The sequence below is a fragment of the Bradyrhizobium sp. SEMIA genome, from assembly GCF_014844175.1.
Classification (GTDB): Bacteria; Pseudomonadota; Alphaproteobacteria; order Rhizobiales; family Xanthobacteraceae; genus Bradyrhizobium; species Bradyrhizobium arachidis.
Window position 1 is genome coordinate 2,603,302 of sequence record NZ_CP046601.1, and the last position, 12,843, is coordinate 2,616,144.

The 12,843-nt window shown below is 64.9% G+C and carries 11 protein-coding genes; 6 read left to right on the forward strand and 5 right to left on the reverse strand.

The window, feature by feature from the left end; all coding sequences use genetic code 11:
• Positions 1-34 precede the first annotated feature (34 nt).
• On the reverse strand, positions 35-2,221 hold the full coding sequence (locus tag FOM02_RS12645; protein WP_027558424.1) for a xanthine dehydrogenase family protein molybdopterin-binding subunit: 2,187 nt from the start codon (positions 2,219-2,221) through the stop codon (positions 35-37).
• A 12-nt stretch (positions 2,222-2,233) separates the two neighbouring features.
• Positions 2,234-2,683 (reverse strand): (2Fe-2S)-binding protein, encoded by a 450-nt coding sequence (locus tag FOM02_RS12650; protein ID WP_027558425.1) that lies wholly within the window; start codon positions 2,681-2,683, stop codon positions 2,234-2,236.
• Positions 2,684-2,996: 313 nt separating this feature from the next.
• Here FOM02_RS12650 and FOM02_RS12655 point away from each other — a divergent pair, with 313 nt between their 5' ends.
• Entirely contained in the window at positions 2,997-4,619 is a 1,623-nt protein-coding gene (locus tag FOM02_RS12655) for a B12-binding domain-containing radical SAM protein (protein WP_027558426.1), read from the forward strand.
• Positions 4,620-4,623: 4 nt separating this feature from the next.
• Here FOM02_RS12655 and FOM02_RS12660 read toward each other — a convergent pair whose 3' ends face one another.
• Positions 4,624-6,012: an MFS transporter gene (locus FOM02_RS12660; protein WP_027558427.1), complete on the reverse strand. Its 1,389-nt coding sequence runs from the start codon at positions 6,010-6,012 to the stop codon at positions 4,624-4,626.
• Between the two features lie 171 nt (positions 6,013-6,183).
• On the opposite strand from FOM02_RS12660, the gene FOM02_RS12665 reads away from it, so the two are divergent.
• From FOM02_RS12665 to FOM02_RS12685, 5 genes are all read left to right on the forward strand, one after another.
• Positions 6,184-7,245, forward strand: coding sequence for an isocitrate/isopropylmalate dehydrogenase family protein (locus FOM02_RS12665; protein WP_027558428.1), 1,062 nt, complete (start codon positions 6,184-6,186; stop codon positions 7,243-7,245).
• 227 nt (positions 7,246-7,472) lie between these two features.
• The gene (locus FOM02_RS12670; protein ID WP_084334227.1) at positions 7,473-7,826 is read left to right on the forward strand and encodes a UBP-type zinc finger domain-containing protein; all 354 of its coding nucleotides are present in this window, start codon (positions 7,473-7,475) and stop codon (positions 7,824-7,826) included.
• A 245-nt stretch (positions 7,827-8,071) separates the two neighbouring features.
• On the forward strand, positions 8,072-8,851 hold the full coding sequence (locus tag FOM02_RS12675) for an ABC transporter ATP-binding protein (RefSeq protein WP_159073921.1): 780 nt from the start codon (positions 8,072-8,074) through the stop codon (positions 8,849-8,851).
• 13 nt (positions 8,852-8,864) lie between these two features.
• Complete coding sequence (locus tag FOM02_RS12680) at positions 8,865-9,707, forward strand: ABC transporter permease (RefSeq protein WP_051378009.1); 843 nt, start codon at positions 8,865-8,867, stop codon at positions 9,705-9,707.
• A 17-nt stretch (positions 9,708-9,724) separates the two neighbouring features.
• Positions 9,725-10,765, forward strand: a complete 1,041-nt coding sequence (locus FOM02_RS12685) for an ABC transporter substrate-binding protein (protein WP_027558430.1) — start codon at positions 9,725-9,727, stop codon at positions 10,763-10,765.
• A gap of 12 nt (positions 10,766-10,777) precedes the next feature.
• Here FOM02_RS12685 and FOM02_RS12690 read toward each other — a convergent pair whose 3' ends face one another.
• Together FOM02_RS12690 and FOM02_RS12695 are read right to left on the reverse strand one after the other, a co-directional pair.
• Positions 10,778-11,617: a phosphate/phosphite/phosphonate ABC transporter substrate-binding protein gene (locus FOM02_RS12690; protein ID WP_051378007.1), complete on the reverse strand. Its 840-nt coding sequence runs from the start codon at positions 11,615-11,617 to the stop codon at positions 10,778-10,780.
• On the reverse strand, positions 11,614-12,615 hold the full coding sequence (locus FOM02_RS12695; protein WP_027558432.1) for an ornithine cyclodeaminase family protein: 1,002 nt from the start codon (positions 12,613-12,615) through the stop codon (positions 11,614-11,616). Before FOM02_RS12695 ends, FOM02_RS12690 begins: the two co-directional genes overlap by 4 nt.
• Positions 12,616-12,843 lie beyond the last annotated feature (228 nt).

Genomic DNA, 12,843 nt, shown 5'->3' on the forward strand with positions numbered 1-12,843 from the left:
CGGCGGCCATCTCTTGCCGCCGCAGCATGTTGCTTTAAGCGAAGGTGATGTTCTGGTCGCGCAGCGGGAACGAGCGGACCCGCTTGCCCGTCGCGGCGAAATAGGCGTTGAGCACTGCGGGTGCCGCAACGCCGATGGTCGGCTCGCCGACGCCACCCCAGAACCCGCCGCTCGGCACCATCACCGATTCCACCTTCGGCATCTCGTTGATGCGCATCGAATTGTAGGTGTCGAAGTTGGTTTGCTCGATCTTGCCGTCCTTGACGGTGCAGCCGCCGTAGAACAGCGCGGAGAGGCCATAGACGAAGGAGCCCGCGATCTGCCGCTCCACCTGCGCCGGATTGACGACGTAGCCGGGATCGGTGGAGGCGACGATGCGATGCACCTTGATCTTGCTGCCGTCGGTCACCGAGATCTCGGCGGCGCCGGCGACATAGCTGCCATAGCCCATCACCTGCGCGATGCCGCGATAGACGCCTTGCGGCGCCGGCGTGGTCCAGCCGATCTTCTCGGCGACGGCATTGAGCACCGCCAGATGCTTGGGATGATTGCCCATCAGCTTGCGGCGGAATTCGAGCGGGTCCTGGCCTGCGGCCTGGGCCAGCTCGTCCATGAAGCATTCCATGTAGATCGCATTGTGATTGACGTTGACGCCGCGCCAGAAGCCGGGCGGAACGTGCGGGTTGCGCATCGCATGCTCGATCAAGAGGTTCGGCACCGAATAGCCGAACGCGGCCTCGCCGGACTGGGCGACGCCCTGGAATGCGGCCGGGTCCATGCCGTTCTGCAGCGCTTCAGGGCGCAGCGAGAACAGGATCGACTGGCCGGACAGGCGGTAGTGCAGCGCGACCAGATTGTTGTTGGCATCGAACGCGCCGGTCATCTTGCACTGGGTGATCGGGTGATACCGGCCGTGCGCCATGTCCTCTTCGCGCGACCACAAAAGCTTGATCGGCGTGCCCGGCATCTGCTTGGCGACCATGACCGCCTGGCGGACATAGTCGGTCTGGCCGCGCCGGCCGAAGCCGCCGCCCGGCATCACCTTGTGCACGTCGCACTTCTCCGCCGGCAGGCCGGAGGCCTCCAGCACGGCCGCAAAGGCGGCTTCGCCGTTCTGGGTGCCGCACCAGACCTCGCACTTGTCCGCCGTGTAGAGCGCGGTGGCGTTCATCGGCTCCATGGTGGCGTGGTTCTGGTAGGGATAGGAGTAGACGGCCTCGACCTTCTTGGCCGCGCCGGCGATCGCGGCTTTCGCGTCGCCGTTCTTGTTGCCGACATAGGCTGGCTGATCGTTGTTCAGGCCTTCGGCCAGCCACTTTGCGATGGACTCGCTGGAGACTTTTGCATTGTCGCCTTCGTCCCAGACGATCGGCAGCGCTTCCAGCGCAGTCTTGGCGTGCCACCAGGTGTCGGCCACGATCGCCACTGCGGTATCGCCGACCCTGACGACCTTCTTGACGCCTTTCATGCCGGCGACCTTGGCCTCGTCGTAGCTCTTCAGCTTGCCGCCGAACACCGGACAGTCCTTGATCGCGGCGTTCAGCATGCCCGGTAGCTTGACGTCGATGCCGTAGATCATGGTGCCATTGGTCTTGTCGGCGGTGTCGAGCCGCTTCACGCCCTTGCCGACCAGCCTCCAGTCCTTCGGATCCTTCAGCTTGACGTCGGCGGGCGGCGTCAGCTTCGCGGCGGCTTCGGCGACCTTGCCGTAGGTCGTGGTTTTGCCTGATGGCGTATGGGTGATGACGCCGTTGGCGACCGTGCATTCGGAGGCCGGCACTTTCCACTCATTGGCGGCGGCCTCGATCAGCATTACGCGCGCGGTGGCGCCGCCCTTGCGGACATAGTCCTGCGAGGAGCGGATGCCCCGGCTGCCGCCGGTCGAGAAATCGCCCCAGACGCGCTTGCGGGCGACGCTCTGGCCGGGCGTCGGATATTCGGTGGTGACCTTGGTCCAGTCGCATTCGAGCTCCTCGGCGACGAGCTGGGCAAGGCCGGTCAGCGAGCCCTGGCCCATCTCGGAGCGGGCGATGCGGATCACGACGGTGTCGTCGGGCCGGACCACGACCCAGGCGTTGACCTCCGGCGAGCCATCGGCCGCGCGGACCACAGTGGGGCCGCCGAACGGGAGATCGAGGCCGATTGCGAGGCCGGCGCCGACAGCGGCGGTGCCGATGACGAAGGCACGGCGGTTCATCTTGGGAGAGACGTGCTTGTTCATGGGGCGGCTCCCTTACGCGCTTGCGATCGTGTGGATCGCCTCGCGCACCTGCTGGAAGGTGCCGCAGCGGCAGATATTGGTGATGGCCTCGTCGATGTCTGCGTCGGTCGGCTTCGGCTTCTCGTTCAGCAGCGCCGCCACGGCCATGATCATGCCGCTCTGGCAATAGCCGCACTGCGGCACGTCCTGGGCGATCCAGGCCTCCTGCACCTTGTGCAGCGTGGCGCCGGAGGCGAGCCCCTCGATCGTGGTGATCTTCTTGCCCTCGGCCTCGGCGACCGAAATGCCGCAGGAGCGGGTGGCGACGCCGTCCATGTGAACCGTGCAGGCGCCGCATTGTGCAATGCCGCAACCATATTTGGTGCCGGTCAGGCCGGCATTCTCGCGGATCGCCCAGAGCAGCGGGGTATCCGGCTCGACGTCGAGCGTGAAGGTTTTTCCGTTGATTGTTAGGTTTGCCATCGCAGTCCCCTGATTGGCCCAATCCACCGATTGGACTCAGGGGCGCAATGTGTCCGGCAATTTGGAACTCTTCAAATCAATAGTCCGAGGGGCAGCTATTGAAGATTCTCGCGGCTGCGGGAAGATTGGGGCACCCGCGGTGTTTTGCCTCGCCCCGGCTGGGCGGGCTGAACGACCTTTCCCGGAGCGCCAAGGCCCCCGCTTGGGGCGACGTTTGCAGGTTCCCTTGCATGCAACGACCACAGTTTGGTCCTTTTGTCGGGGTGCAAGATGAGAGCGCTTTGCTACACTGCGCCGACTCAAAAGGAGTGCCATCGACGTGCCGAGCCCCTGTAACGTGCTGATGCTCTATCCGCTCTTCACCGCGGAGTCGTTCTGGAGTTTTGGCGAGTCCTGCAAATTGATGGGCGTCCGGCGCCCGGCAGCCCCCCTTGGCCTGATCACGGTCGCGGCGATGTTGCCCAAGGACTGGAGCGTCCGGCTGATCGATTGCAACACGCAAGCTTTCAGCGATGACGATTTCGCCTGGGCCGACGTCGTCTTCACCGGCGGCATGCTGCCGCAGCAGGCCGACACGCTGCGCCTGATCGAGATGTGCCGCGCGGCCGGCAAGCCGGTGGTCGTCGGCGGCCCCGATCCGACCTCCAGCCCCCACATCTACGAGAATGCCGACTTCCGGGTGCTCGGCGAGGCCGAGGGCATCATCGACGAGTTCATCGCGGCCTGGCAAAGCGGGGCCCGATCCGGTGTCTTCACCGCGCCGAAATTCCAGGCCGACGTGACAAAGACGCCGGTGCCGCGCTTCGACCTCCTGAAGTTCGAGGACTATCTCTATATCGGTGTGCAATATTCGCGCGGCTGTCCGTTCACCTGCGAGTTCTGCGACATCATCGAGCTCTACGGACGCGTGCCCAGGACCAAGACGACCGAGCAGATGTTCGTCGAGCTCGAGACGCTCTACAACATGGGCTACCGCGGTCATCTCGACTTCGTCGACGACAATTTCATCGGCAACAAGAAGTCGCTGCGGCAGTTCCTGCCGCAACTCGCTGAATGGCAGCGCGCGCACGGCTATCCCTTCGAACTGTCGACTGAGGCATCGGTCAATCTCGCCGATGACCCTGAATTGCTGGAGCTGATGGGAGCCGCAAACTTCTTCGGTATCTTCGTCGGCATCGAGAGCCCGGATCCCGCGACGCTGGTCGCGATGCGCAAGAAGCAGAACACGCGGCGCAACATCGCCGAGAGCATCCACAAGATCTACGCCGCCGGCATCCTGGTCACCGCCGGCTTCATCGTCGGCTTCGACAACGAGAAGGTCTCGATGGCGGAGGCGATGATCGACTTCATCGAGGAAGCCGCGATCCCGGTCGCCATGGTCGGCCTGCTCTACGCCTTGCCGAACACGCAGCTCACGCGCCGACTGGAGCGCGAAGGCCGGCTGCATCCGGGTCACGATATAGCGCCGACCATCGGTGCCGATCAGTGCACGGCCGGCATCAACTTCGATCCGGTCCGCCCATTGCGCGACATCCTGACGGACTACAAGCGGGTTCTGGAGCACATCTACAGCCCGGCGGCGTATGCGCGGCGTGTCGACCGCCTGATGACGCTGCTCGACCGTTCGAGGCAGCGCCATGAGCTCGCGGAAGGCGACATCCGCGCGAAGGTCGGGGCGATGGAGACGGTGCACCGCGTGGTCACCGCGCTTCCGGAGGCGCGCGGGCCGCTGTGGGAGACCTTCATGAACTGCGCCAAGCGCGACACCTCATCGGCGCGCATCGCGGTGCAGTTGATCGCGGCCTATGCCCATCTCGGCCCGTTCTCGCGCAAGGTCATCGAGGCGATCGACGGGCGCCTCGCCGCGCTCGACGACGAGCCCGTCGTCGCGGCGGCCGCGGCGATCGACGCGACGGCTGCCCGGCACCTGGCTTAGAGGCTTACTTCACCGCCAGCCGCAAGAAGCTCATGACGCTGCCGAGCGCGGCAAAGCCGGCGCCGAGCGCCAGCGCCACTGTCGCACCGTTATGTCCGGCCATGGCAAAGCAGGCCGCGGCGAGTGCGGCGCCGGTCGTCTGTCCGGTCAGGCGCGCGGTAGCGACGATACCGGAGGCGCTGCCGCTGCGATGCGGCGGCGCGCTTCCCATCAGCGCCTTCATGTTCGGCGCCTGGAAGAAGCCAAACCCCATGCCGCAGATCATGATGCGCCAGACAATATCGGGGATGCTCGGGCTCGCCGGAAGCAGCGCGAGCAGCGCCATGCCGAGGCCGAGCAGCACGAGGCCGATGCCGCCCAATAGGCCGACCGGATGGCGGTCGGACAGGCGTCCCGCAATCGGCGCCATGATGCCGACCACCAGCGGCCACGGCGTCATGAAGAAGCCGGTCTCGACCTGCGAACGTCCCAGCACGTCCTCGAAATAGAACGGCAGCGAGACGAAGGCGAGGCCCTGCACAGCGAAGGAGCAAACGGCCGTCGCCGCCGACAGCGCGAACATCGGCCGGCCGAACAGGTCGATCGGCAGCATCGGCGCCGGATGATCGGCATGGCGGCGGGTCAGGATGAAGCCGAGCGCGATGGCCGCGACCAGTTCGATGCCGACGACAACCGGCGACAGATTGTGCGCGGCGCTGCCGACGCCGGTGATGAACAGGCCGAGGCATGCGGCGGCGAGAAGCGCGCCGAGGAAGTCGAAGCCGTGATCGGCCCGCGGCGTCTTCGGCAGCATCGCAAAGCCGATGCCGATCGCAACGAGGCCGAATGGGATGTTGACGGCGAAAAGCCACGGCCATGGGCCGACCGCGAGGATGGCGGAGGCGATCGACGGTCCGAAGGTGAAGGCGGTCGCGACCACCAGCGCGTTGTGGCCGAAGCCGCGGCCCTGCATCCGCCCGGGATAAACGAAGCGCACCAGCGCCGTGTTGACGCTCATGATGCCGCTGGCGCCGAGGCCCTGCAGCGTGCGTGCGACCAAGAGGCTATCGAGCGACCACGCCACCGCGCAGAGCAGCGAGGCGATGGTGAACAGGACCAGGCCGCCGAGATAGATGCGCTGGTGCCCGACGATCTCGCCGAGCGCCCCGAGCGGCAGCAGCGTCGCCACCAGCGCGATCTGGTAGACGTTGACCACCCAGACCGACTGCTCCGGCGTGACATGCAGATCGGCGGCAATGGCGGGCAGGGCGATATTAGCGATCGCGGTGTCGAGCGAGGCCATCGCCAGCGCGGTGAAGATCGCGGCAATCGCCCAGCGCCGCTGCGTGACCGGAAGGCCGTCGGCAATGGGATGGTCGGGTTCGCGCGCTGCGGCAGGTAACGTGATTGTCATTGCGTCAGCGCGTTGCTCCGGCGGCGTGGCCAAAAGGGACTTTTGGCATGTACTACGCCGAAGCCGCCTTCCACAGGCATATGCTTGCATGCTGTGTATGCGCGAAGGTCAGGCGATGTCGCCTCGTGCCGGCGTATGATCGCGCCGTGACTGCAATTTTGGGGAAACGCCATGCAAATCGTCGTTCTGCCGGGTGACGGCATCGGGCCCGAGATCACGACCGCGACATCGGGCGTGCTGCGCGCGGCCTCCGAACGCTTCCAGCTCGATCTGCGGCTCGAGGAGCACGCGGTCGGCCATGCCAGCCTGAAGCTATCAGGCACCACCGTGCGCCCCGAGCTGCTCGACATCGTCCGCGCCGCCGATGGCCTGATCCTGGGCCCGACCGCGACCTTCGACTTCAAGGACGAGGCGCATGGCGAGATCAACCCTTCACGCTACTTCCGCAAGAGCCTCGACCTCTACGCCAATGTCAGGCCGGCGCGCACCTATGCGGGGCGGCCGGGCCGCATCGGTGATTTCGACCTCGTCGTGGTGCGCGAGAACACCGAGGGGTTTTACGCCGACCGCAACATGGAGCAGGGCAATGGCGAGATGCTGGTCACGCCTGACGTCGTGATCTCGCTGCGCCGGATCACGCGGCTCTGCTGCGAGCGCATCGCGCACGCCGCCTGCCGCCTGGCGATGAAGCGACGCAAACATCTCACCATCGTGCACAAGGCCAATGTGCTCAAGATCGGCGACGGCATGTTCCTCGACATCTGCCGCGCAGCGGCCAAGACCTATCCCGGCCTTGAAGTCGACGACATCCTGGTTGACGCCATGATGGCGCATGTGGTGCGGAGCCCCGACCGCTTCGACGTGATCGTCTCCACCAACATGTTCGGCGACATCCTGTCCGATCTCACCGCCGAACTCTCCGGCAGCCTCGGCCTCGGCGGCTCGCTCAATGTCGGCGACCGCTACGCGATGGCGCAGGCCGCGCACGGCTCGGCGCCCGACATCGCGGGGCAGGACGTCGCCAATCCGGTCTCCCTGATCCTGTCGACCGCGCTGCTGCTGGCCTGGCACGGCGAGAGGAGCGGCGCCGCCCGCTATGAAGAAGCGGCGCGTGCGATCGAGGCTGCGGTGGCGAAGGCGCTTCGCGAGGGCAGGGCGACGCGTGACGTCGGCGGCAAGCTCGGCACGATCGCGGCAGGCGCTGCGATCGCGGAGATCCTGCAGGCGGAGTGAGGGGCTTCTTCGCGTTTTTTGTCGGGGTTCAAAACAAAAAATCGAAAACAACCCCATGCACAGTAGAGGGCCCTTGATCGACACGGGATTTTCGGGCGTGCCGCGACGACGTGCGTGACTGCGGTCACGTTGACACGTCGGGCAAAACACCGGCAGGATGTGATCGTCGCGGATCGCGGCGTGAATGCGTTCGCGGCGACGGCGCGCACTTGGAGTGGGTTGAACCTATGAAGTCTGAGACGGATGGCATCAACCCCGCCGCCAGGCCGAGCGGAACGGGCTGCGTGGAATGCTCGGCTGCGGGCGGGTGGTGGTTCCATCTTCGCAGATGTGTCGAGTGCGGTCACATCGGCTGTTGTGATGCGTCACCCAATCAGCATGCATCGAAACACAACGCAGCAACAGGTCACCCGATCATCACGAGCTTCGAGCCGGGCGAACGATGGTTTTACGACTATCGCACGGGTGAGGCTTTCGCCGGTCCGAAGCTACCAGGCCCGCTCTCCCGTCCGCTGGATCAGCCGGTGCCCGGGCCGGCGGGGGCGGTGCCTCCAGACTGGCAAACGCTGCTCCATGACTAGGCCGTAGCTCTTTTAGCTATCGGCGGGTGTCCTGAAACTTGTCGGCCCAGACCGGTCGGCTCACGCGATCATTCATGCCGGGGCCGCAACGTCGGTGCGCCGCGGCAGCGATCTCGCCGTCCGCACCTGCCTCTCATTCGACCCATGAAGCCCAAATTCTCGCCATGGGCCTTGGCTTGCCCATTTCGACGGCTTGGAATATGTATAGACATGTTCGTTGAAGGTTGATCGGCATGGATGATCGCGTGCTCGTGTTCGACGGGATAGGACAGGACTTTCCGTCGCCGGGGCAGCGAACGCAGATCCGTGTGCTGGACGGGATCAGCTTCGAGGCCGCCCGCGGCAAGTTCATCGCGGTGATCGGACCGAGCGGCTGCGGGAAAAGCACGCTGCTCCAGATGGCCGCCGGCCTGCTCTTTCCAACGCGCGGGACGGTCCATCACCGTGGCCGCAAGGTCACGTCGGTCAATACCGAGGTGGGCTTCGTGCCGCAGCAGGCGCAGCTGTTGCCCTGGAAGACTCTTGCCGAAAACGTCGAGTTGCCGCTGGTGCTCCGCGGCGTCCCCGCGCACGAACGGCAAAAACGGGTTGACGATGTCCTTCGGTCTGTTGGCCTGACGGGGTTCGAGCAGCATTATCCGAGCCAACTCTCCGGCGGCATGCAGAAGCGCGGATCGATCGCGCGCACGCTGGTCTATCGCCCCGACGTGATCCTGATGGACGAGCCGTTTGGCGCTCTCGATGCCCAGACCCGTATGGTGATGCAAAGCGATCTCCAGACCCTGTCTATGGAAGCCGGCGCCACCGTCATATTCGTCACCCATGACATTACCGAAGCCGTGCTGCTCGCCGATAACGTCGTCGTGCTGAGCCAGAGGCCCTCACGGCTGCTCGCCAATATCGAGATCAGCCTGCCCCGGCCGCGCAACATGTTCGAGCCGTTCAAGAACCCCAGCTTCGATGCCGCCTACGACGCCGTCTGGACCGAATTTCGTTCCCAGCTTCAAGCCGGACAGATCCATTGAGCGAGCAGCAGGCATGAGCGAAGCTGCATCCCGGTCTTCGATCGCGTCAACGCGTGCGGGCGGCGGACCGGGCTTGATCGGTGCGAAAGCTTTGCAATGGCTTGCGAAGCTCCTGCCGGGTATCGCACTTCTGGTTTGCTGGCAGTGGGCCTCGGGGCGGTTGATCAAGGAGATCTACGTCAGCAAGCCGACGGCGGTTGCCGCGCGCCTGTACGAGTTGTTCGCCTCCGGCGAAATCTATCCGCATCTATGGATCACCGGGCAGGAGCTCGTGCTCGGTTACGTTATCGGCGTCTCAGGCGGTGTTTTCGCCGGTTACGCGCTTGGTCGCTCGCCGCGGCTTGCCCGGATATTCGAGCCCTATGTGATGGCCTTCTACGGGGTTCCCAAGATCGCGCTGGCACCGCTGTTCATCATCTGGTTCGGCATCGGCATCGGATCGAAGGTCGCGCTTGCCTCGATCATGGTGTTTTTCCTGGTCTTCTACAACGTGTTCGCCGGCGTCCGCAGCGTCGATCGCGAGCTCGTCAATCTCACGCTGGTGATGGGTGCCAACCAGCGCCAGCTGACCTATCACGTCTTCCTGCCCGCCGCCGCCCCGTTCGTCATGCTCGGCATGCGGCTGGCGATTCCTTACAGCGTCATTGGTGTCATCGTCGGCGAGTTCACATCGTCGATGCAGGGGCTCGGCCTGTTCATCCATGAGGCGTCGTCGACCTACGATCCTGCCGGCGTTTTCGCGGGGATCGTCATCCTGCTCGGCTTCGTTACTTTTGCAAACCTCGTTGCCGGCGCGATCGAGCGTCGCCTTCTGCGCTGGCGAACATTGTCGGGTTCAGGCCCGATCGACGCTTGAATCGGGAGAATTGATCCATGCGCGTCACGATGAAATGGGCGAGGGCGGCCACGGTCGCCGCGGCAATCGCCTTGCTGCCCAGCCTCGCCGAAGCCCAGCAGGCGGTTCGCATCGGATTGGGAGCCCCGACGTTAAGCTTCCTCCCGGTCTGGTCGGGGCGCGCGCTCGACACGTTCAAGCCGCAAGGCCTCACCGCCACGATCGCCGCGTTGCCCGGCGGCGATGCGTCCGCACTCGCGGCGCTCGATGCGGGTGATATCGATCTGGCCGCAGTCGGTCCGGATTCGATGCTGCGTGCGGTGGCCAAGGGCCAGCCGTTCGAGATCGTCTATTCGTTGATGTCGAAAGTGACGCTGCAACTCGTCGTGTCCAAGGACTTCCTCGAACGCGCCGGCGTGAAGCCGACCGATCCCCTGCCGAAGCGGCTGGCCGCCCTGAAGGGCGCGACGTTCGGCGCGACCGCGCTCGCCGGCGCACAGGAGGCCGCGGCGCGCTGGCTCGCCGGTCAAGGCGGGCTCGATGCGAAAAACGATATCAAGGTGGCGCAGGTCGGCAGCCCCATCGCGATCCAGGCGGCGCTCGAGGCCAAGCGCATCGATGCCTTCGTTCTTTCTCCGCCCGAGGGATTTCTTGCGGAGAAGGCGGGTACTGGCCTCGTGCTCGTCTCGATGGGCGATGAATTCCCGCTTCTCGCCAAGCAACCCTATCTCGTCCTGGTCGCAAAGAAGCCGATCAGCCCTGGCGCCTCCGAACTGATCCAGAAGACGGTCAATGCGATGCAGGCGGCAAGCGCAGCCGTGCTCGACAAGCCAGCCGAGACGGCTGACGCGATCCAGAAGCAGTTCTTCGCCAAGGCCGATCCGCAGGCGATCGCCTCGGCGGTCAAGAGCATGAGCAGCGGTGTGGCGGGCCGCGGCGCGATCGACGTCGACGGCATGAAGAACGCGCTGACCTTCAACAAGGAGGTAGGCAACAATTTCGGCAAGGAATTCGACGCCGCGGCGACCAAGGACGATTTGTGGACCAACAGCTTCGTGGACGCGGCGAAGGCCAAATAGAGCAGGCGGCGCCTAGCCTGGTTGCGCATAACCGGCGGCGCGCGCTTCGGCATCCCAGCGCAACGTGAGCTCGTAGCTGGCAAGGTCGACGGCAGCGAAGGCGTCGAGGCAGAGTCGCTCGCGGAGGGATGCGCAGGCGGGAACCGCTGCAAAGCCCCAAAGCGCCGTCTGCAGTGCGGCGATAACGTCGTCGGGGCACCCGCCTGCCGCGACCAGAAAGGGGATCGGCGCAAGGTCGGTGGTCGCGACGATGCGGATCTGCGAGTCGAGTAGCGGATCGTGGCGCAGCATCAAATCCAGCGCATAGCTGTCGAGCGGACCAACGTCGATCTCATCGTCGAGAAGCGCCCTGATGACCCGGCCTGGTGTCGTGAGGGGCCCGACGCTTTCGCGATAAAGGTTCGCACCGCGTTGTCGATAATGCGGCAAGAGATGGTGGCGCAGGGCGTTGTAACCCGAATGCGAGTCCGGGACGGTGAAGCCAAGCCGGCCGCCGAACGTGTCTTCAAGCGATCGAAATCGGGAGTCGGCACGGACGACAAGGCGCGTCGCATACACCGGCATCCCGCCGTAGAGCGCGCCGAATGGAACAGGCGCGGCGACAGGCCGGGGGCGGTCGGCCGCGAGCATGAACGGAAATCCGCACATGAAGGCGGCACCGAGGTCCCTGCGCGCCCACAGATCGGACAGCGGTAGCGGGAATGCATGATCGATGACGTCAAGGGCAATCCCGCTCTCGCGCGCCAGCCAGTCGAACAACTCGGTCCAGGCCGCAGCCGCTGCAGGCACGCCCGAATACATCCGCGCGTTCGCGACGTAGTACAGCGTGGACGGCCGTGCGCCGCCAGTCATGCAAACCGCAGACGTTGGCCGATGCCGAGACGCTCGGCCTTCTCCAGCATGGCATGACCCAGTGCGATGTCGGAGAGCGAAAGCCCGCGATGCCAGAGCAGATTGGTCTCCGCGTCGCTTTCGCGGCCAGGTTTCAGCCCGGCGACGATCTGTCCAAGCTCGGCGTGCAGCGTCTTCTCGGACAGCTTGCCGGCCTCGACGTGCGCGCGGAGGCTGCCGAACTTGCCCCCTTTGCACTGCCCCCAATCGTCGACCACGAGCTTGGCCATGATATCGGTCAGTGAGAGCTCGATCGCGCTCATCGTGCCATAGGGGACGACGAAGGCGCCCTTCTTGATCCATTCGGTCTTGAGCATGGGCGCCGGTTTGTCGAGACGGGACGCCTCGACGACGATGTCGGCGCCTTCGAGGCAGGACTGCCAATCCGCGGTTGCGATGACCTTCTTTCCGAGATCGCGCGAGAGCCGTTCGGCAAAGCCATTACGGCTGTCTTCTCGCCGCGAATGGACCCGGATCTCGTCGAAGTCGAAGAGATGATCGAGCAATCGCACGTTCCAATAGGCGGTGCCGCGCGCCCCGATATGTCCCAGGACTTTCGAGTTCTTTCGGGCGAGATATTTGGCGCCGATCGCGGTGACCGCACCTGTGCGCATGTCGGTGATGCCGCTGGCGTCCATGATCGCTTTCGGCGCACCGTTTGACGGGTCGAACAGGGTCAATATTCCCAGCTCCGAATGGAGGCCGAGCTTGTAATTGTCGACGAAGTCGCCGACGACCTTCACACCGGCCCTGTCGATAGGCGCCTTGATCGCCCCGCGAAGCACGTTGAAATGACCGTTGGCCACGCCCGGTTCGAGATGGACTCGCGGTTCGATGACCGTGTCGCCACGGCCTTGCGCCGCCAGGCTAGTCTCGATCGCGGCCAGGATCTCCTCGTCGGTGATCTTGAGCTCATCGATGTCGAGGCGATTCAGATAGGCGATGTAGATCGGCGGCATGGCGAGGCTCCCGAGAAGACGGCTCCGGAATATGTCTAGACATTAAAGGGCCCGCGGGGGCTGTCAACGCACACGGCGTGGAGCGACCTATGCGGCCGGGAGGGAGGCCGTTGACGGGTGATCCCGTGCTCGCCGATCCCGCGCGACAAGCCTTTTGCGAGGCGTGCAGGGCGGCCTCCGCGGCGTGCCACGCTGGCTCCGTCGATGGGTTTCGATGCGCTCAACCCC